The following is a 19625-nucleotide window of genomic DNA, read 5'->3' on the forward strand; positions in this document are numbered from 1 at the left end:
GTGGGCTGATCATCGTCCATCGGCCTTCTGCAAGGCGCGCGTCACTTGTTGGTCTGCTGTGTCAGTCCGCCATAGATCAATCGTGCGTCCAGGAAACGGATGGAACGTCCGCTCAGGGATGGAAGCCGGATCGCGAATCACGCGATTCTTGTCGTCCAGCATCCCGATGGCGCGAAACAGTGTCGGCGCGACATCGAGCGTTGTCAGCACATCCCGATTGGTGCGACCTCGCGCGATGGCGGTGCGCTCTCCGCCCCAGGCGACGAACGTCACTCGCGTGACGATTGGCTTGAGCCCAGCGTGACTGCCTCCTGACGTGCGCGCCTTGGAATTGAAGTTCCACAGGTCATTCGACCAGACAATGAAGTCAGCAAGATGATTGGCATATTTGCGCTTCAGGCCGCGCAGGTAACGTTGCTTGAGTTGATCGGAGCTGAAATAAATCAGGTATTGTTGAAACTCTGGCGAGTCAATGAACGTCGGCGCCGGATCATTAAGGATGTCCAGCAGCGAATAGATCGCGATGCCATATTCCGTGCGATACGTGGCGTTCAACCACGGCTCCAACGGATGAAACTGGCGCATCCACGCGAGCGGTGATGCTGCCGCGCCCGGCGCAAACCCAGCCCCTTTTAAGAAACCGAGCGGATCAACGTCATCGGCTAACGAAAACGTGATGCGGCCGTCAGCCTGCTGTTGCAGGTGATTGATAGGAACATAGGCAATCGTCCCATCCTGCGCTTGCAGGATTAACGCCTCGCCGCCCTTATGAGGGTGGCGTCGCGCCGTTGATTTGAGCCAGACAACTTCCCGCAAGGCCCGCTCGGCATCAAGCAGGCCATGCGCGCGCAGCGCCGATTCGATCTCAGGCACGGGCGCTTTGACGGCGATTAGATCGAACGGATTATACAATCCGGCAGCAGGCGCATTGGCCGCTTTGTAATCGCTCAGGATTTGAAAATAGTTCATCGGCACGGGTCGGCCTTGCGGGTCCACCGTTGTTTCGATCCACTGTAGGTTCTCATCCAAGCCGATAGTGTAATGCGACAGTTGATAGATGGTGTTGCGAACGCCAAAGTATTTCTTGGGAATGAAGTCCGAAATGCGGAATGGCTTAGAAAACACTTCGTCAAACAACAGGCCGGGCTGGCCTGGCTCGAATCGGATGCTCAACAACCGGCGCAGTGTTTGAATCTGGCCAGCGTCACGTTCAGCTTCGGTCGTTAACCGCCAGGCAATATCCTTGGAATAGTTGTCGGCCTTGCCGCCGAGCTGTCGAGCGAAATCCTTGGCGCCCGCGTGGTAATCTTCAAACAACGCCAGGTCCGGCTCTAACCACCGGCGCGTTTCTTCCAACGTCTGTTGAAACAGGCGACGCAACGCAGCGAAACGCTGCGGCGGCACCGGCTGCTTTTGTAGCTCCAGCAAGATCAGGTGCAATCGGTTCAGATCGTTATTGCGCAAATTGACATCGGCGCGCCCGTTGCCGAAGTTGTCAATGAACGCCGTGACATACCCGTCTTCGCCGCCACGCGCATTTCGTTTTCGACCATAGGGTGAGGTGTCGCTTTCATAGACGCGCGGAAAATCAACACCCGGCACCGGCGTCGTGAGCGCGCGGTAGGCATCTTCGACGAGCAACGTGGTGACCGTATGACTGCCAAATAGCGGCGTGCGAAACAGCCGCGTGATCGGCAACGAGAAGGCGACCTGCCCCGGCTTGATGTCAGAGCCATGATCGGAGATCATAGCCACGACGGTCTCATCGCGTCGTTGACTGCGTTCGACCGCTTCAAAAATCCGCCCGATGAGTCCATCCAGCTTGACCAACCAGTGGATCAGGTTGTCCGGGTGTGGGTCCACGTGCTGCTGATGATCCATCAATGTGAAGTAAGGGCTCAGGTAATCATACCGCTCCTGACCCGTCAGGTCTCGTTCTAACACTTTGATGGCCGTCATCTCGGCGGCCACTTCTTGATTGAACTCGGTGTAGTCTATGCCGGTGGCCAAACGCGACAAGTGCGAGCGAACGATGTCTTTCACGCCGCGCTGATCATTCGTCAGCCACTTCTTTCCCATGAGAAAAAGCTGCTCGCTGTTACCCAAGCGTTGGTAGATTTGCGGACTTGTCCACGTCCGTTGAAAATCGAAGGCATCCAACATCAGGCTCACACCGATTTGGTCTAACATCCAGACGGCGGATGTCTTTTCGCCGCGATAGCGCAATGCGTCCCAGGTGTCACGAAATCCATCCAGGTGCGAGCGCAGGTAACCGGTGTCCCGGCTAAATGTGCCGTGCTTTTTGATGACGCTTGGTTGCCCCGTATCAATCACTGACCAAGAAGCTGCTGACAAGGTCAGCGTTGAAGCAAACATGTTTTCACAGACAACGCCTTGCTCGAAGAAGTAGCGCCGTGCATTGGGCATGATGCTCTCACGCCCAGTTTGTTGATAAAAGAGGTGAACGGCGCGACGAAATTCCTCAGCATAGGGCAACCGCTTGAGCAGGTCGTCGCGTTCAGGAAACGCGGCTGCCGCCAACAAATCAGGCGGCAGTCCATCCACTTTGATCACGATCAGACGGTTGGGCCGTTGTCTGGAAGCAGATGCGCCGGTCGCCGGCCAGAGGGCCACCAGCAGCAGAAGCGCAACGACCCAAACACCTGCAAAGGCGTGCAATCGCACACAGCGGTTGATGGCTCGTGATCTCATCGGCGTCACTCCTTTGAGAATGTGGCACAGGCATTCCTGCCTGTACTCCATTTTCTTCGTGACGTGCTGTTGCACATGGGCGATGCCGCTGACAATAGGTGTAGCGCAAGTTGCCAACTCACGCTGCGCCATTTTCCGTCTTCGGAGCGTGCAATAGCGCATGGACGATTCCTCACGGCTGGCCAGCCGTACTGGCGTGCGCCCTCGGTTGCTCGTCCAACGTGGAGGCGCGCTGCTCGCTCGTCGCCAGCAGCAGCGCCTGTACCTGCCGGAGTGACTCCTGACAGGTCAACTTGTGTTCCTGGAGCCACGCCGGTTCTGCCGGCGGTTGATAAGCTTCCAACCGTTGCGCCACCTGATTTAATAACTGCTGAATGCTGCCTTCCCACTGCCGATACGCTTTTGCGATAGCCGGATTGCTGTCCGACATTTGCGGCACATCGCGCAGAAAATTGAGCGCGCGCATCACGTACCAGGGGGAGAACTTTGTTAGGTTTGCTCCGCTCTGAGCAAAACGTTGCAGAAAATCCATGTTCTGTTTCAGCTCACGGGCAAACTTCTCCGCCTGCTTTTTCTGCTGCCGGGCGAAGGCCGCCGCGTCTTCTTTTCGCCATTGCTGGGTCATCCGAGCGATCTCGTAGCGAGCATCAGCGTCCGTTTTTCCAGCAGCCTGATAGAGCCGTGTCAGTGTAGCGTCTGTTTGCGCGATCAAGCCATTCAAATCCCAATCAATCGGGCGGCCCGCCTGCTCTCGCTCGCGGAACTGCTTCTCCAGGTGCTGGCGAAACTGCCACAGCACTGTCATCACCGGTTGATCATATCTATCAGCTTCGTGAGCAAGCACACTGAGCGCCTCGCGCAGATGTTCAGTCAACACGCCGGCAGCATGGGTATCGTTCAAGTAAGTTTGCAGCCGACGTAGATATGGCCGCTTGCGCAGCCACCGCCTGTATGCATCATAATCTGAAGCTGTCAGCGCGCCTTGCCGCTTGTTGACGAGGGCGCGAATCAACTCTTCCCGAACACGGCGCGCCGTCTGGACAACCGCCCGGCCACCATCGGCGAGCAACGCTTGATAGTGCAATTCAGCGCGGGCGCGTTGCACTCGAGCCGGCTGCACCAATGGATTCACCACGCGCCGATCAATCTGATCCAATAATGAATCGGCCATGTCCGGTTCAAAGTAGAGATACCCTTGCAGCGATAATCGCAATTCTTCGATCCCTAAGGCCGGACCTTTCTCGCTATACCGGGAGGACGTTTTGCGATTCGCGGCAAAATTGGCTACGCGATTGGCCGTCGTGTAGAAAAATCCTATGTCACTGGCGGCGATCGCTTCGTTGGTCAACCGGCGCCAGTAGCGACCTGACTCGCGCGCGCGCGGATTATCAGGCCTGAAGAAATCCACAACAATAATCGGCTTCAACGCATGATTGCTTTGATAAACATACAAAGCCAGCGGCACGCGACCGTCGGGCTGCTGCTGAGCTGCGCGCTGCACCTCAGGATCAGTGAACGGATTATAGGTCAAATCAAACGGATTCGATCGTGACCATTTCACCTGCTCCGGAGCAGGGGCGAGCTTGGCATCGTAGTAGAGAATGCCACCTAGGGCTAGCGGGACGCCGCTTGTGGTGATCCGTTGGATTTCCTCGTACCCCAGATGATACTCATTAGCCGCGCCGGCTAAAAAACACGACGTGCCCCAGAGATGATCGCGCATCTGATTCTCAAACGCGAAAACCAATTCATCACGCATCTGCTCATCTACCCACCGACCGAGTGCCTTGCGATTGGCCAACAGGCGGAATTTGATCTCTTGAATAGCATCGGCTGACAGTTGTTCGGTTTCTGGCGTCGTTTGACTCAGGTCGTTATACCAGCTCAACCCGACATAGGTTTGCTGAAACGCACGCTCATGATAGTCGTGCCGGTGGATCAAAAAATTGCGAAACATGAGCTGAGCCGGATAAAGCACGTTGACCATATCCAGCGCGCGCGCAATGCCTCCTAAGACCAGGTTTATGGTCGAACGCCGATACAGATGAGTCGCATCAAGATACGGCGACGGGACTTTCACGCGCCCCTGCGCCCACGCGGACGTGAAGTCCTCAACCTGTTCTTCGATGCGCTCCAGCTCTTTTTCCTGAACGCGCTTGCTGGCGCGGAATCCTGGAATCGTGGCACGCAAACGACTCAACCAGCCGGGCGGTTTTCTCCCCAAGTTCCACACGGCTAACCATTGCCCTTGGCCGGCATCCGTGAACGTTTGATCAATAGCGATGCTGACGAACGGCTGGAAAACATTCTCCTGGTCTTCCGTCCGCTCGATGCCAACAGTGGTCAGCACAATCCGCTCGCCGGCAACAACCGGATCATCAATCAAACACTCATCGTCTTTGATCACGATTCGGGGCGGCTGTGGCGTGTCGGGCAACAGGCGACCCAGCGGATGGCTCCTGGCTCGTGGTTTTGTTAACTCACTCTCCGGTTCGCCTCGCGCCCAGCCCGTTGTCACCGAAACGAGCGTGATGATGGTGATAAGAACGATGGCCCTCGTGCACACAGTGTGACGCATAACGTTGTTTGATATTGCGGTTACGCGGCCATTTTGTCAACTCCCAGAAAAACCCCTCGGTGCGCACGCCGCCGGCGTGTCCTGGCGTCCGGAGATTTAGAGCGGCTTGCGAATGAGTCTGCCTTGGGAGCGCACGCCGCCGGCGCGCATCAGCCCACTAGATGCGGAGCCCCAGGCTAAAGGTGATTGAAAATCGCTCTAGCGGTTCGCCGGCGATCTCCCGTCATCACAAGAGAGGCGTCTTCAGGTGAAATTAGGCGGCGCGCTCGCGCTGGAAGAAATGATTTGAGTAGAGCGAAACCATCCAGGCAATGTTGGCGGCAATGGCGCTGGTCACCAAAATGAATTCCAAGAAATTGATCAACGCAAATGCCATTACAGCATACGGCACGAAGGCGCGACGCAACAGGAAATAGAGATGTCGCGCCATTCGCAAGATCGGATTCGTCGCTTGGTGCGCTTCCATCTTCTCTTCCCATTGCTTGCCGAACTTCTCCGGCCGATCTTTGGCCACGCGACGCCGTTGATAGCCAATGGTCAGACTACTGAGCACAACGCCAAACAACAAGAATCCACCCGTGATTGGGTAGAACAAACTCTCAGAATGTCGCATCATGCCGATGACCATACCGCTGAACAGAAACACGTAGTAGAGGTAATCACAGACTGTCTCCAGCCAGCAGCCAAACTCAGATTCCTGAAATGTCAATCGCGCGACTTCGCCATCCGTTCCATCCAGAATGCACGTCAGGTGTGAGAGCGCCGCGCCAATCAGATTATTGACGTAGCCGCCCATGGCGAAAAACAACCCTGAAGCCATGCTGACCAGCAGCGCAAACACAGAAACCATGTTGGGCGTGATGCGTGTGCGGATCAAGAGCCGACTGATCGGTATCGAGACTTTTCGATTGAGTCGCGCATAAATCCCGTCCGTCTCTTTGAACAACCACCGATCGAGCTTCGCCTCAGCTTGCGGCACGTCGGATGGACTGTTGATCGGCTGCCAGAATGTAGCGTCAGCGTCGGTGCGCTTCAGTAAGCGCCGCTGCTCGAGCCAGGACTCCAAATCATTCAACGAGTAGAGTGGCGGCGCCTGTTGGGCAACGACCATCGCAGCGCGACGAGAAAACCGGTAAATGCCGGTCGGCTGATCGGCCACACGCAACGCCAGCGCGCTATCCCCGTCGGGCGACTTGATGACATCCAGCAAGCGCGCGTCAAATGTGGCTGTGCCCGGCAGCAACAGAAATTGATTATCCACCAACCCGACAATCTTCTGCAAAATGGCGTTCAGTGAACGGTCATCCTCGGCGAGCGTCAGCCATTGCACGCCCTGTGGCCATCGGCGATGTTGCTCCACCACGTGACGAAACTGGGCGACGCGGTGCTGGTCGGCTACCACTAAGAATTTGCTTGCGCCGATCTTCTGAGCCGTCAGTATCGAACGCAATAGGATGGGCATCGTGGCGACCCGCAGCAACGGCGCCTCGGCGGCGCTTGGGCCACGAAAACTCTCCGTCAGAATGACCGCTTGCTCAATCATCGCCGGTGGTCGCTTCTGATGAGACATCGAGCTGTCACTCCATGACCAGATGTGGGCCAGGTGGATTCAGGCTGACGTCCGACGTCGCAGCCACGGAGCGTCGTCCCAACCCGTGAAAAAACAAGACCGTCAGTCCAACAGCAGCCCAGCACAAGCCGCGCAAACGGCGCGTCAAGCCCAGCGTCAAACCGGTCTCAGCGCCCAAACCAAGCGCACTCAGGATCAGCATATTGCCGCCTTCGTAAGCGCCATAGTTACCCGGAATGAGAGCGCCCGCAGCATTCACCAACTTGGTCAGCACTTCGATGAAAAACGCAGCAAGCCATGTCGGTTGAGCGCCCAGCAACCACAAAATCAAATAAACTTCCAAAATGCTATGCGCATGACCGACAAGGTTCAGCAGCAGACTGCACCAAAAATCGCGCCGCCGTTGATGATAAAACGAATAGATATGAGCTTCGACTGCCTGTACGCCGGCTTTCCGACGCTCTGCCCAGGATTTCAGATGGGGAATTCGCCCGACTACTCCTACTATTGCCGAGAGCGCCGGCCAACGATGATGAATAGCCCGATTCATGGCGACAATCAGACTCAGTAGCGCAAGCGCCGCGATGGTGTCCACGCGCTGCACCGTTTCGGACAACGGCAGCGCCATTAACGAGACCAGTGCTCCAACGATAATCAGCAGCACACCGGTGAAGATATACATGCCACGATCGAGCACGACCGACGAAATCCCGCTGACCATCGGCATCTGTGACCGTAACATGAGCGCGCGCGTCGTCTCACCAAAGACCTGACCGGCGAACGAAAGTTGACTCACGGCCTCACCGGCCAGCCGGACGCGCAGCGTCCAGAGAAACGAGACCCGGCGATGCTCCGGCGGCAATGTGAACCGCCATGCCCATGTCTTCACCGTATGCGACATGCCGCCGACAGCAACAATCGCCACGAATCCCCAACCAATCCGCGCAATGTTGCTCACCACTTGCGTCAGGCCAACGCTGCGCACTAAAAGCACGAATAATCCAATGCCCAGCGCCGCCATCAAAACTCTGAGAATACGATGCATCGCCATGGTGTGTTATTGAGCGGCACGGGTTGCTGCCGAGGGCGCGCCACAGGCGCTATCCGCCGAATGGCGCGATTGAATCGGGCGAACAGCCAAGCCATTCAGATGAGCTTCGGCATGTTGAATCGCCTCTGGCGTATCAATGTCAAACCACTGAGCGTCCTGAATGTCGAATGCACGAGCGCGACGTTGCGCCGCGAGGTAGCGAATCCCGTCGGACAACGAGCAATCGCCATCCCTCAAACTGGCCTGTAGCGCCTCAAACAGCGCCGGATGACAAAGAAACAAGCCTGTGTCAATCGCATCATACTCGGTCAGCGATTTGCCAATGTCAACAATCCACTCGCCGGACAAGCGAACCTTGGTCGCATCATCTATGTCAAAAATGCAATGCAATTTCCTATCAACGCCTAGCACAACGTCGCCGGCGCCGACGGGGTACTGCAATAACTGATACGCTGTCTGTGCGTCAAAAATGTGATCGGCCATTGTCAGCAAAAACGGCTCGCTCAATGTGTGGCGGGCCTTGAGCGCTGAGACGCCATTGGCCTTTTCGTACTCATCATTGACGACCCATTCAAAGGTGACCCCAGCAATCGCGTGCTGAGCGAAATGGTCCTGCACCATCTGCCCCAAGTGCCCGACGACCACGACAAAATGAGTGATCCCAGCCTGATGAGCATTGAGCACCACGCGCCGCAGCAACGGCATCCCACCGACTGAGACCAACGGCTTAGGCAGGTGTGATGACTCGCGTTGCAGACGGGTTCCATTGCCGGCTGCCAATATCAACGCTTTGGTTATGTTCATTTGAATTCTTTGCCTCGACTTGTGCGCAGGCTCTGCCTACTGCTTCGGCCATAACTGCCATGCGATCTTTGAGAACAAACGAATCGTTGCTCCTTGTTCTGCTCCCACAGGGAGCCTGAGCGTATCAAATCCCTCCCTGTTACGTCAAGTGAACGCTCCGAGCGAGCCATCTGATGAGCGGTGCGGCTGTGAGTCAGCGACGCGTTCGCAGAACTACTAGTAGAGGCGCACCTGCTCGATGTAACCTTGATAATTGCGCATCATCTCGCCGAGCGAATCGCCGCCAAACTTTTCCAACATCGCCTGCGCCAGCACAATCGCCACCATCGCTTCGCCGACCACGCCGGCTGCCGGCACAGAGGTGACATCCGATCGCTCGAAGTGGCCTCGCTCCGGTTCTTTGGTCGTGATATTGACGCTCATGAGCGGCTGCCGCAGCGTGGAAAGGGGCTTCAAGTGACCGCGCACGCGAACCTCTGAGCCGGTGCTGATGCCGCCTTCTATGCCACCCGAACGGTTGGTTGTGCGATAGAATTTCCGCTCACTTGAATCATAGAAAATTTCGTCCTGCGCCTGCGAGCCAGGCCAGCCGCTGATGGTCGCGCCAAGCCCGATTTCGACCGCTTTGACCGCTTGAATGGACATGACCGCTTGCGCGAGGCGTCCATCCAGTTTCACATCCCATTGCGTGTGGCTGCCCAAGCCGACCGGCACGTTCCGGGCCACGACCTCAAAGACACCGCCGAGCGTGTCGCCCGCCTTCCACGCTTCATCAATCTTAGCGATCATTCGCTGCTCGGCCTCTCGGTCAGCGCAGCGCAACGGAGAGTCTTCCGGGATGGCAACAATGACATCCCAAGGGACTTCTTGCGGCGCTGCCTGGGGGATACCGCCGAGCTGAAGCGTATGACTGGCCACCGCGATGCCGAATTGCCTGAGTAACAGTTGCGCCAGCGCGCCAACGGCGACTCGCGCCGCTGTTTCGCGAGCGCTGGCTCGCTCCAAAATGTCGCGTAGATCACGCCGATCATATTTCAATCCGCCGGCCAAGTCAGCATGGCCCGGACGCGGACGAATCAGACGTCGCGCTTTGGATTCATCTAACTGGCGCGGCACAGTGGCCATCACATCTTCCCAATTGGCAAAATCCTTATTCTCAATCATCAGCGCGATGGGCGAGCCAAGCGTCTGGCCATGACGCACCCCTGAAAGAATCTGAACCTCATCCGATTCAATCTTCTGCCGTCCGCCACGCCCATAGCCGTGTTGTCGGCGACGCAGTTGATGGTTGATAAAATCAAAATCAATCGGCAGGCCTGCCGGGATGCCTTCAACAATTGCCACCAACGCTCGACCGTGCGATTCACCAGCAGTGAAAAACCGAAATAGGGACATGCAATGCTCCTCCGAGTGACCGACACCCGCTCACATATTTGATGAGCTACCTCGCTGGCCCAATAGACTTGTTCATTAGCTATATCATCACTTCTCAAGAGATGATCGGAAAAACAGCAAGCAAGTATGTCACTTCCCCGACAGGCCAGGCAAGGATTACGCCGATTGCGAAATGCGGATTGATCAGACTCATACCAGATGCCGAGTAAAGATCGCACATTCTCGCTCAGTCAGTTCATGTCTCACCATGCTTTTTGGCTCCATGACGGGCTTTTGCTGCGCAATTGGCATAAGCTGTAAAGAGAATCGCTCATGTGCAACAGCACCTCACGAAGCATGCAATGGAGCACAGGCGGAACGCCTGCGCCACATGCTCACAGGAATCGTCCATGAGCTCCGCGCTCGCCACGAAGAACGAAAATGGCCACAGGCAGGAATGCCTGTGCCACTTTTTCTGAGGATAAAGCGCCGTCGCCGCTTCGCTCTGCCGGCGCACTCCAAGATAAAGTCAGCAACGCATGAGCATGCGCTTTGGAGTGCGGCGGCAAGCCCCAAGGGCGCGACGCCGCTTTGGCCTGGTGCGGAGTGGCGGAACAGAAAGCGCCGTCGCCGCTTCGCTCTGCCGGCGCACTCCAAGATAAAGTCAGCAACGCATGAGCATGCGCTTCGGAGTGCGGCGGCAAGCCCCAAGGGCGCGACGCTGCTTTGGCCATGAGCTCCGCGTTCACCACGAAGGATGAAAATGTTATTTTTTAGAGGAGTTGTTCATGTCGTCTGGGACGACGCCCAGAAACGATGAAAAACGCGACAGGCGGGAACGCCTGCGCCACTTTTTCTGAGGAGACAGCAGACGGCGTAAACGGTCCGGCTCGCTTGCTGCTAAAGCGCAGACCGACAGCGCAGCGCGAAGCGCCCGCCCCCTCACGATGTTGAACCTGTGCTGTCATGCCTTGATGGCGCGGCTTCAATCGGGTAAGCTTGGAAAGCATAAACATGACACCACGCGAATTGGTTCAGTCCTGGGTAGAAGCGTTCAATCGCGCTGATGCTGACGCGCTAGCAAATTTCTATAGCGATGACGCGGTCAATCATCAGGTCGCCGAGCAGCCGGTGGTTGGCCGCGAAGCCATCCGCGAAATGTTTGTGGCCGAGTTCGCACGGGCCAAGATGGTTTGCATCGTCGAGCACATCTTTGAAGACGGTGAGTGGGCTATCCTTGAGTGGCGCGATCCTCTTGGTCTGCGGGGCTGCGGCTTCTTTCACGTCGTCAACGGAAAGATCGTCTTTCAACGCGGTTACTGGGACAAGCTAACCTTCCTGCGCATGCATGGCCTTCCGCTTCCCACTCAATAGAACCTAATTCCTAATGCGCGCAGAAAATCGTAGAGTGCTGCGTGGGACGTTCCGCACCTGCTATTCATTTCGCTTTAACAAACGTGGGCTCTCCCCGGATTATTGGTATGAGACGCATCGCCCGGATGGGTCTGGGCTTGACAACTCGACTCCGGACAGCCTTAATTGTGTCGAACTTTAATAACGAATCATCAGGAGTTGCTATGTACAAACTTCGTTTCTGGGTTGTCGCGTCTATGATCCTCGTGGCAGCCGCATCTCGACTGATTCCGCATCCACCCAACTTCACCCCCATTGGAGCGATGGCGCTGTTTGGTGGAGCGTGTTTGGCCAACTGGCGGCTGGCGCTGCTGGTGCCGTTGGCAGCGATGTTTCTCAGCGATGTGGCAATTGGTTTGCTCAGCGGCAACTGGGCAGTAGGATTGCATCGGTCGCTGCCGGTCGTTTACGGTAGCTTCGTGGCGATTGTGTTCCTAGGATTTTGGCTGCGCACGCGCCGGCGCCTTCTGCCGATTATGGGGGCTACGCTGGCTGCGTCATCGCTCTTCTTCCTGCTGACCAATTTTGGCGTGTGGGCGCTCGGCTCGATGTATCCCAAAACGTGGCAAGGGTTGGTTGCCTGCTATGTAGCGGCGATTCCATTTTTCGGCAATACGTTGATGGGTGATGCCGTCTACGTTGCGGCATTGTTTGGCGGTCTGGCATTGGCCGAGAAAAAGTTTTTGGCATTGCGGCAGCCCGAGCCACTGCCGGTTCAATAGGAGCCGATCATGAGGATTGTTTCGTTATTGCCCAGCGCGACCGAGATCATTTGCGCGCTGGGACTGGACGATCACCTGGTCGGCGTCACACACGAGTGTGACTATCCGCCCTGGGTCTGTCGGTTGCCGAAGGTCACGCACACGTTGATTCCCACCGACGCCTCAAGCAGTGAGATTGATCGCTTGGTACGAGAGCGATTGCGGACCAATCGAGCGTTGTACACGCTTGACCTGCCGACACTGGAAGCGTTGCGACCGGACTTGATCGTCACGCAGGCGTTGTGCGATGTCTGCGCCGTTGCCGAAGAAGAAGTTCAGGCAGCCGCCTGTACGCTTCCCGGCAATCCACAGGTTGTGAATTTGGAGCCGCAGACACTGTGGCAGGTGATGGAATCCATTCGGCAGGTTGCCCATGTCGTGGGGCTGGAGTCACGAGCTGAATCGGTCATTGCCGGCTTGCAAGCTCGGATTGAGGCAGTGGCCGCACGGAGCGCCGAACTCGATGACCGGCCACGAGTCGCCTTGCTGGAATGGCTTGATCCACCGTTTTGTTGCGGCCATTGGAATCCAGAATTGGTTCGACTCGCCGGCGGCATTGAAGGACTCGGTCAGGAGGGACAACCTTCAAGAACGCTTGATTGGGAGCAGGTGTTGGCATGGCAACCTGAGGTTGTTTTCATTGCCTGTTGTGGCTTCAGTGTTGAGCGCACTCTGCGTGATCTTCCACTGCTTTCATTGATCCCCGGTTGGCAGCAACTGCCGGCTGTGCGCGCCGGTCGCGTTTATGTCACTGATGGCTCTCATTATTTTAGTCGGCCTGGCCCTCGCCTCGTAGACAGTTTGGAGATCCTGGCCCATGCGCTACACCCTGAGGTTCATCCATTACCCAACGGTCTGTCTCCGGCCATCTGCGTGAACACTGTTGCTGCAAGCGGCGCGGAGAGCGCCTGTATGGAGCGCCATGACACCCTCCCGCGTGTTGCTCTCATGGAGTTCGGGAAAAGATAGCGCGTGGGCGCTTCACCGACTGCGTCAGACGCCGCAGGTGGAGCTCGTCGGCCTGTTGACCACTTTCAATGAAGCAGCCGACCGCGTCGCCATGCACGCTGTTCGCCGCAGCCTGGTCCAAGCGCAAGCCGCGGCGGCAAGATTGCCACTGTGGCCAGTCTCGTTGCCGTTTCCTTGCTCCAATGCAGAGTATGAAGAACGGATGCGCGCGGTCGTAACACGCGCGCGCCAACAAGGCATTACGCACATCGCATTTGGCGACCTGTTCCTGGAAGACGTGCGCGCGTATCGTGTCGGCATGTTGGCTGGGAGCGGCATCGAACCGTTGTTTCCTTTGTGGTGCTCGCCTGCCGACACACCGGCGCTTGCCCGCGCCATGTTGCAGAGTGGTCTACGGGCGGTGCTGACCTGCGTTGATCCCAAACAACTGCCCGAACGGTTCGTTGGACGAGCCTACGACGAGGCGCTGCTCACCGAGCTGCCACCGACGGTTGATCCTTGTGGAGAACGCGGAGAATTTCACACATTCTGCTTTGCCGGTCCGATGTTTGACCGCGAGATTTCTATAGAGCTTGGGCAAACGGTCGCTCGTGATGGATTCTACTTTGCCGACGTGCTGCCTGCCGGCATGTCGTCGTCCGCCTGACGCGCCCAGATCGCACGGCTGCAACCTCAACAAGCGCACGAAAGAGGACCGCACACATGCCCGAATTGCCGGAAATCGAACATGTGGTGGAAACATTGCGCCGTTATGTGTGTGGGGATGTGATTGAGCGAGTCAGCATCTTGCGGCCAGCCTTGATCCGGCCGCTCAGCCCGGCCAGATTCCGCGCCTGTGTTTGCCGACGAACCATCGAGCATATTCGCCGACGCGGTAAATTCATTTTGATGGACCTGTCCGGGGGATCGTCTTTGCTGATTCACTTACGAATGACTGGCGGATTCGCTTATGGGGATCCTCGGTTGCGATGGCCGAAGACGACGCGGCTCATTTTCCATCTGCGCAGCGGCCGTCAACTTGGTTTCACTGACACGCGGAATTTAGGGACTCTGGCGGTCGTTCAACGCAACGATGTGGATCAGATCGAGCCGCTAGATAAGCTGGGAGTGGAACCGCTGGCGCCGGACTTCACTGCCGACTGCTTGAAAACGCTGCTCCGTAGCAGTGGTCGCTCGATCAAAGAATTTTTGCTGGACCAAACTAAGGTTGTTGGATTAGGCAACATTTATGCAGCCGAAGTGTTGCATCGCGCCGGTCTGAGCCCCATTCGCTCGGCTCGGTCGGTGGCGCGCTCCGCAGGGCGATTGGTGAGATTACACCAGTGCATTGTTGAAACACTTCGGGAAGCACTTCACGCTCAAGCCGCCGGTCAACCGCTCCACCTGGAGCTGATCGGTGAGCCAGCAGCAATGAACCAACCGCGTTGCGACGTGGTCTTTCAGGTCTACAATCGCGAAGGCCAACCGTGCTTCACATGCGGTCAATCAATCCGACGGCTTGTCCAGAGTGGACGCTCAACCTATTATTGTCCTCGATGTCAAACGTAGCAGAGATGAGAGAAGCGCGAAATCTGAAACGCGCGCTCAACGCAGACGTGGCCCGTAGGAGGCACGTCACACAGCTTGGTCGTTGCCTTGGAAAGGCTCGGATGTTGGCGCCGGAACGTTTTGGGAGGCCGCGCTTGAGATGTGGCAATTGCGCGGGTTGCATTCAGACAATATGAACCGCAAGTTTCTTGATCTGCTGGATCAGCAAATCGTCTTAGCCGACGGCGCGATGGGAACGCTGCTGATCAATCGCGGCGCCGACCCACAGGCGTTGGCCGAGCAAAATCTTATCAATCCTGATTTGGTGCGTGCGATTCACCTGGATTACATCCGGGCCGGCGCGCGATTGATTGAGACCAATACGTTTCTCGGCAATCGGATGAAGCTGCGGGAATACGGCGTTGAAGACAAACTGGAAGCGATCAACCGCGCCGGTGTGCGATTGGCTCGTGAAGCTGTTCAACAAAGCGGTCAACAAGTGTTCATTGCTGGCGCTGTCGGTCCGCTGGGCGCGTTGGTCAAACCTTATGGCAATTTGACGCTGGCCGATTTAGCCAGAGCCTACCAGGAACAGATCGCCATTCTGATTGAAGAAGGCGTTGATCTGATCATCATTGAAACGCATCCGAGCCTGCTGGAAGCTCATGAAGCCGTGCGGGCTGCTCGCACGGTTGCGCCCACTACGCCGATCATCGCGCAGATGACATTTTTGGAAGATGGCCGATCCAAATTCGGCGACGAGCTACGACGCTCGCTGGAATCGCTGGCTGCCGCTGATGTGGACGTTGTTGGCGTCAATTGCAGCGGTCCGCAGATGATGTTTGACATCATCGAGCGATTTTTGCAGGAGACCGAGCTGCGCGTCTCCGTGATGCCCAACGCCGGGTTGCCACAATTGATCGGCGGGCGGCAGATTTACTTGTCATCGCCGGAGTACTTGCAGATTTATGCGCGCCGGTTCGCCGAGGCGGGCGCCAATATCATTGGCGGGTGCTGTGGCACGACGCCCGAACATATTCGCGCGATGGGAGAGGTCTTTGTCGGGCAAGCGCCGCGCCGCGTTCGTGAGCGCAAGGTCATATCCGTGTCGGTGGTGGAACCGGCCGCGGCGGTCGCTCCCAAGGCGACGATGCCATTGGCTACCCACTTTCAACAAAAACTCGGCCAGCAATGGGTAACCACCGTCGAGGTTGTCGCGCCACGCGGACTAGACCATGGTGAGACCATCGAACGCTGCCGCGCCTTTGCGCAGGCTGGCGTTGATGCCATTAGCGTCAGCGAGCATACGGGCGCGCGCGTGCGGTTGTCGGGTCTGGCGCTGGCCTACCTGATTCAGTCGCAAACGGGTGTTGAAACGATCCTCCATTTCAGTTGCCGCGAGCGCACGCTGGGCTTGATTCAGTCCGAGCTGCTGGGAGCAGCGGCGTTGGGCATCCGCAACGTGCTGGCCCTGACCGGCGAAAGCGGCATAGCCGGCGAGCTGCCCTCTGTGGCCTCGGTCTTTGAAGTCAATGCCACCGGTGTGGTGGAAATTCTTCACGACTTCAATCAAGGTCATACCGTCTCCGGTCATTCGATTGGTCAAGCTGCCGGATTTCGCATCGGCGTGGCTGTGAATCTGGCCGCTGAAGACATGCACGCAGAAATCGCCCAACTTGAAGAACGGATCAAAGCCGGCGCCCACTTTGCGCAAACGCAGCCGATCTTTGACCTGACGCTGATTGACCGATTCCTGCAACACGTCGGCTCGTTCCCTATTCCGACGTTGGTGAGCATCATGCCACTGACCAGCGCGCGGCAGGCAGAGTTTTTGCATCATGAAGTGCCGGGCATCATCATTCCCGAATCGTTCCGCCGACGCATGCACCAGGCTGCTGACCCGAAACAGGAAGGGTTGAGCATCGCGCAGGAATTGACCAGCGCGCTGCGCGGACAAGTTGCCGGGATTCACATCATGGCTCAAGTTGACCCTGTCGTAACAGTAGGCGAAATCCTAAAAGTCACGCCACGCGATGAAGCGTGAATGAGGCTTCTGATAGCGTGACGGCCAATGACCGACGTAGGCCCTTTTGACCGGCCTATTCCGATGCAGTGACCTTCATTCTGATTTAAGCAAGCAGCAACTTGGCGATCGTCTGAAGCTGCATGTTCGACGTGCCTTCATAAATCTTGCCGATCTTGGCATCGCGATAGTATTTCTCCACCGGATAATCTTTGGTGTAGCCATAGCCGCCGTAAATCTCAATGGCCAGCGATGCAACGCGCTCGGCGACGACCGAGGTGAAGTACTTGGTCATGGCAGCTTCTTTGACAAAATTGACGCCAGCATCCTTGAGCCGGGCGACGTTGTACGTCATCAGCCGGGCTGCCTCGATCTCTGTAGCCATCTCAGCCAGTTGAAACTGCACAGCCTGGAACTCCGAAATTGGCTGGCCAAATTGCCGGCGCTCTTTGGAGTAGGCCAACGCGCATTCAAACGCTCCCTGCGCCAAACCAACCATCTGCGCGCCAATTCCGATGCGTCCTTCATTCAGCGTTTCGATGGCGACCTTGTAGCCTTTGCCGACTTCGCCGAGCACGTTCTCTTTGGGCACGCGGCAATCTTCGAGGATCAATTCGCATGTGCTGGAAGCGCGGATGCCCAGCTTGTTCTCTTTCTTCCCAATTGAAAAACCTGGCGTGTCGCGTTCCACCAAAAAGGCTGTAATGCCCTTGTAGCCGAGCTTCGCGTCAATGGTAGCGAAGATGATGAACAAGCCAGCTTCCTGGGCATTGGTGATCCAGAGCTTGCGCCCGTTGAGCAAGAAGTGATCGCCCTGGTCGTCTGCCTTGGTCTGCAGGGCGAAAGCGTCGCTGCCAGAACCGGCCTCAGACAACGCATACGCGCCGACGGTGTCGTGACTCAGTCTGGTTAAATATCGCTGCTTCTGTTGCTCTGTTCCCCACCGACCGATGGCATTAGCCACCAGTGTGTTTTGAACATCCACAATCACGCCGGCGGAAGGATCAACCCGTGAAAGTTCTTCGACGGCCAGACAGGCCATGAAAAAGCTGCCGCCCGCGCCACCGTACTCCGAGGGAATATGAATGCCCATCAATCCGAGATCAAAAAATTGTTGGATCAGTCCCTTATCAAACACGCCGTCATGATCCATTTTTTCCACCAGTGGGCGAATCTGCTCTTCAGCAAATTGGCGGACGGTTTGTCGAAAAAGCTGTTCGTCTTCGGAAAGTCTGGTCAAGGGCACGCCCGCGACGAGTTCTTGCGCTGTCGCTTGTTGACTCATAGCCACCTCCATATCTTGATAAAATGAGCCGGGAGATAGTACCTACAATGAACCAGCCCGGTCAACACAGAGGTTGTCGGAGCTGAACCGGTTATGTTATAGTCCTGGCCTGATTGAGAACCAAAACTTTTCAATTGAGGCAATGCTATCTTGAGCATATTGGTTGATCAGAACACCCGCTTGTTGGTGCAGGGTATCACTGGGAAAGAAGGGACCTTTCACACACAACAAATGAAAGCCTACGGCACGAATGTCGTGGCTGGCGTCACGCCCGGTCGCGGCGGCACGACCCACGAAGGCATTCCCGTGTTCAACACGGTTGATCAAGCCGTTCGCCAGACCGGCGCCAATGTCAGCGTGATTTACGTTCCGGCGGCATTCGCTGCCGACGCGATCATGGAAGCGGCCGATGCCGGATTGCCGCTCGTGGTGTGTATTACCGAAGGCATTCCGGTGCTCGACATGATCAAGGTCGTCACGTTTCTCAAAGGCCGTCCGACGCGCCTGATCGGGCCTAATTGTCCTGGCATTATCTCGCCCGGCAAATGCAAGGTCGGCATCATGCCCGGACAAATTCATCAGGAAGGGTGCATCGGCGTCGTCTCACGCAGCGGCACGTTGACCTATGAAGCCGTCTGGCAACTGACCGAACTTGGCTTGGGACAATCCACCTGCATCGGCATCGGCGGTGATCCCATCCATGGGACCAACTTCATTGATGCGTTGACCCTGTTTGAACAGGATGATCAAACGGAAGCCATTGTGATGATCGGCGAGATCGGCGGCACAGCCGAAGAAGAAGCCGCGCAAGTGGTCAAAGAACGAATCACCAAGCCTGTGTTCGGATTCATCGCCGGTCGAACTGCGCCGCCCGGACGACGCATGGGACACGCTGGCGCCATCATTGCTGGCGGCAAAGGCACAGCGCAAGAAAAGATCGCCGCCATGCAGGCCGCCGGCATTCACGTGATTGAGAATCCTGCCGACATCGGTCAAACCGTCGCCCGCACCTTGGGCAAGTAACCCAGACCGGCCATGACGCAACAGCACAGGCTACACCCAGCCATCGGCGCGAATCTCTGCTCGCCGACGATTCATTCATTCTGAGAGGATACGAGAACCATGACGGAACAAACGCTGGCCATCATCAAGCCCGACGCTGTCGCGGCTCATCATATCGGCGAGATCATTCACCGGATCGAAGCCGAGCAATTCACCATCCGCGCCATGAAGATGGTCCATCTGAGCAAAAGGCAGGCCGAAGGTTTCTATGCTGTGCATCGCCACCGGCCATTCTTTGACAGCCTGACGACGTTCATGTCCAGCGGCCCATGCGTGGTGCTCTTGCTGGAGCGCGAATCGGCCATTGCCCACTGGCGACAGACGATGGGCGCGACCGATCCAGCTCAGGCTGAAGAGGGCACGCTGCGCAAACGTTTCGGCTCATCCATCGAGCGCAACGCGACACACGGGTCAGACGCGCCGGATACGGCCGCATTCGAAATTGCTTACTTCTTCAACGGTCTGGAACGTCACTCATGATCGTATGGACATTGGC

General features: G+C 56.8%; 15 protein-coding genes. 8 read left to right on the forward strand and 7 right to left on the reverse strand.

The features are described from left to right. Window positions 1-9: 9 nt before the first annotated feature. The 6 genes from NZ823_03380 to aroC all read right to left on the reverse strand — a co-directional run bounded on the left by NZ823_03380 (window position 10) and on the right by aroC (window position 10110). On the reverse strand, window positions 10-2712 hold the full coding sequence (locus NZ823_03380) for an alkaline phosphatase family protein (protein ID MCS6804170.1): 2703 nt from the start codon (window positions 2710-2712) through the stop codon (window positions 10-12). 172 nt (window positions 2713-2884) lie between these two features. After that, window positions 2885-5290, reverse strand: coding sequence for a hypothetical protein (locus NZ823_03385; protein MCS6804171.1), 2406 nt, complete (start codon window positions 5288-5290; stop codon window positions 2885-2887). A 253-nt stretch (window positions 5291-5543) separates the two neighbouring features. Next, window positions 5544-6860, reverse strand: a complete 1317-nt coding sequence (locus NZ823_03390; protein ID MCS6804172.1) for a CDP-alcohol phosphatidyltransferase family protein — start codon at window positions 6858-6860, stop codon at window positions 5544-5546. A gap of 7 nt (window positions 6861-6867) precedes the next feature. Then, the gene (locus NZ823_03395) at window positions 6868-7911 is read right to left on the reverse strand and encodes a flippase-like domain-containing protein (protein ID MCS6804173.1); all 1044 of its coding nucleotides are present in this window, start codon (window positions 7909-7911) and stop codon (window positions 6868-6870) included. Between the two features lie 6 nt (window positions 7912-7917). Next, the gene (locus NZ823_03400; GenBank protein MCS6804174.1) at window positions 7918-8715 is read right to left on the reverse strand and encodes a phosphocholine cytidylyltransferase family protein; all 798 of its coding nucleotides are present in this window, start codon (window positions 8713-8715) and stop codon (window positions 7918-7920) included. 216 nt (window positions 8716-8931) lie between these two features. Further along, entirely contained in the window at window positions 8932-10110 is a 1179-nt protein-coding gene (aroC, locus tag NZ823_03405; GenBank protein ID MCS6804175.1) for a chorismate synthase, read from the reverse strand. A gap of 993 nt (window positions 10111-11103) precedes the next feature. On the opposite strand from aroC, the gene NZ823_03410 reads away from it, so the two are divergent. From NZ823_03410 to NZ823_03435, 6 genes are all read left to right on the forward strand, one after another. Continuing rightward, window positions 11104-11463, forward strand: coding sequence for a nuclear transport factor 2 family protein (locus NZ823_03410; GenBank protein MCS6804176.1), 360 nt, complete (start codon window positions 11104-11106; stop codon window positions 11461-11463). Window positions 11464-11666: 203 nt separating this feature from the next. Then, window positions 11667-12224, forward strand: coding sequence for a hypothetical protein (locus NZ823_03415; protein ID MCS6804177.1), 558 nt, complete (start codon window positions 11667-11669; stop codon window positions 12222-12224). Window positions 12225-12233: 9 nt separating this feature from the next. After that, the gene (locus NZ823_03420) at window positions 12234-13232 is read left to right on the forward strand and encodes a cobalamin-binding protein (protein MCS6804178.1); all 999 of its coding nucleotides are present in this window, start codon (window positions 12234-12236) and stop codon (window positions 13230-13232) included. Continuing rightward, a complete protein-coding gene (locus tag NZ823_03425; protein ID MCS6804179.1) occupies window positions 13186-13878 on the forward strand; it encodes an adenine nucleotide alpha hydrolase in 693 nt (230 codons plus the stop codon). The genes NZ823_03420 and NZ823_03425 overlap by 47 nt, the downstream gene beginning before the upstream one ends. A 56-nt stretch (window positions 13879-13934) precedes the next feature. After that, entirely contained in the window at window positions 13935-14780 is an 846-nt protein-coding gene (gene mutM, locus NZ823_03430) for a bifunctional DNA-formamidopyrimidine glycosylase/DNA-(apurinic or apyrimidinic site) lyase (protein ID MCS6804180.1), read from the forward strand. 172 nt (window positions 14781-14952) lie between these two features. Continuing rightward, complete coding sequence (locus NZ823_03435; protein ID MCS6804181.1) at window positions 14953-16803, forward strand: bifunctional homocysteine S-methyltransferase/methylenetetrahydrofolate reductase; 1851 nt, start codon at window positions 14953-14955, stop codon at window positions 16801-16803. Window positions 16804-16888: 85 nt separating this feature from the next. On the opposite strand, the gene NZ823_03440 is transcribed toward NZ823_03435, so the two are convergent. Further along, window positions 16889-18067 carry an acyl-CoA dehydrogenase gene (locus NZ823_03440; GenBank protein MCS6804182.1) on the reverse strand — a complete coding sequence of 393 codons (1179 nt, stop codon included), beginning with the start codon at window positions 18065-18067 and terminating at the stop codon, window positions 16889-16891. A 150-nt stretch (window positions 18068-18217) separates the two neighbouring features. On the opposite strand from NZ823_03440, the gene sucD reads away from it, so the two are divergent. Further along, window positions 18218-19090 carry a succinate--CoA ligase subunit alpha gene (gene sucD / locus NZ823_03445; protein MCS6804183.1) on the forward strand — a complete coding sequence of 291 codons (873 nt, stop codon included), beginning with the start codon at window positions 18218-18220 and terminating at the stop codon, window positions 19088-19090. A gap of 99 nt (window positions 19091-19189) precedes the next feature. Next, window positions 19190-19609: a nucleoside-diphosphate kinase gene (ndk, locus tag NZ823_03450; protein MCS6804184.1), complete on the forward strand. Its 420-nt coding sequence runs from the start codon at window positions 19190-19192 to the stop codon at window positions 19607-19609. The last annotated feature ends 16 nt before the right edge of the window (window positions 19610-19625 follow it).

The organism is Blastocatellia bacterium, from assembly GCA_025054955.1.
Lineage (GTDB): Bacteria > Acidobacteriota > Blastocatellia > HR10 > J050 > JANWZE01.